This window comes from Streptomyces sp. LS1784 (assembly GCF_020103755.1).
Lineage (GTDB): Bacteria > Actinomycetota > Actinomycetes > Streptomycetales > Streptomycetaceae > Kitasatospora.
Window position 1 is genome coordinate 1 of the sequence record NZ_JAHSQD010000995.1, and the last position, 1,733, is coordinate 1,733.

Consider the following 1,733-nt stretch of genomic DNA (forward strand, 5'->3'; position numbering starts at 1 on the left):
GCCGCCTGGGTGCCCGGCGCGCCGCCGGGCTGGGCGATCTGGCCGCCCGGGGGCTGCGGCGCGACCGGCGGGGTCACGGCGCACAGCTCGACCCCCCACAGCGAGTAGCCGTACTTGGTCGCCCGCGCCACGCCCTGCACCCGGACGTACCGGACCCCGGGCGCGTCGAAGCGCACCGTCTCGTCGCCGCCCTTGCCGTTGTCCACCGTCGCCGCGTCGGTCCAGCTGTTCCCGTCCGCCGAGACCTGGATCCGGTACGAGGCGGCGTACGCGGCCTGCCAGTGCAGCACCGCAGCGCCCAGCCGGGTCGCCTGCGGCAGTTCCAGCCGCACCCAGGCGTCGTCCTTGGCCGGCGAGGACCAGCGGGTCTTCGGGTCGCCGTCGGTGACCGCCGAGGCCGGGAAGCCCGCCGTCTCGTCGCCCGAGGAGGTGGCCTTCGCGCCGACCGCCAGGTCCGGACCGCCGGTGGGCGGCACCACGTGCACCTGGAGCACCTGCCGGACGGTGGTGCCGCCGGCCACGAACTGCACCGGCACCCGGTACGTCCCGGACGGCGTCTCCGCGGTGGCGCTGACCAGCAGCGGTACGCCCACCCGGCCGCCGCGCGGCACGCTCACCGGGCCGGCCGGGGTCACGGTCAGGCCCTTGGCGGCGGCCGGCACCTCGGTGCGCAGCTCGCCGGTGGTGCCCTCGGGGCGGCCGGCCTCCACGGTGGCCCGGGTCTGGACCGGTGCGGACGCGCCGGTGACCACGTCCAGGGCCGCGTCGGAGAGGCTGAGCCGGGCCGCCGGGGCGTCCGCGTACCAGGGGATCACCTGGTTGACCACCGGCGGGTCGCCGCCGGGCCGCCAGGTCAGCCGGAACGCGTCGGCGGCCTGCCCGCCGGCCGGCAGCTCGTTGTAGCCGGGCTGCACGGTGCCGATGTCGGCCCAGGTACCGTCGGCCCGGCGCACCGCGACGGTGGCGGTGGCGCGCACGGCCGGGTCGGTCAGCACGGTGAGCCGGTCCAGCGGACGGGCCGCGCCGAGCTCGACGACGAGCGGCTCGTCCTGCGCGGTCGGCGCCTTGGCGGCCCGGTACGCGGTGTCCGGGTTGCCGTCCAGCACGGCGGCGGCGGAGGAGCCGGGCGCGGCGTCGGGACCGCCGCTGACGCTGGCCGGGGAGTCGTCCGGCGCGGTGACGGTGAACTCGCGCACCGCGACGGCGGTCTTCTGCGCGGCGGTGGCCCGCAGCCGCACCGCCCGCACCACGGTGCCCGGCGGGAGCTGGGCGCTGACCGTCTTCTGGTTCCTGACGGTGGCGAGCTGCTTCCAGCCGCCCTCGCCGGTGGAGTACTCCAGCACGCCGTCGCGGATGTAGTCCTCCGCGGCGGTCCGGGCGTCCGGGCCGTTGCCCCAGCCGCCCATCAGCACCGTCACGCCGCTGACCGGGCGGCCCGCGCCCAGGTCCAGACCGACCGCGTCGCCGGGCTGCGGGGGAGCGGAGCTCCAGTAGAAGGTGTCGGCCAGGCCGTCGGCCATCAGCGCCGGCAGGTGGTCCTGCGCGGTGCCCATGGTGCTGGTCGGGGTGACCGCGCCGCCGCCCACGCCCGACCAGTTGTCGGCGGCGCGCACGGCCCGCTCCAGGAACGGGCCGAGCACCCCGGCGCCGACGGTGGCCGGGGCCCGGTCCAGCTGCTCGCGCAGCCGGTTGAGCTCGACCCGGGCCTTCCAGGCCGCCGTGCCGTCGCCGCC

The 1,733-nt window shown here is 78.0% G+C and carries 1 protein-coding gene; it reads right to left on the reverse strand.

What is annotated here, in order from left to right:
* On the reverse strand, positions 1 to 1,733 hold a 1,733-nt coding region (locus KS423_RS45000; protein ID WP_224285444.1), incomplete at both ends, for a discoidin domain-containing protein.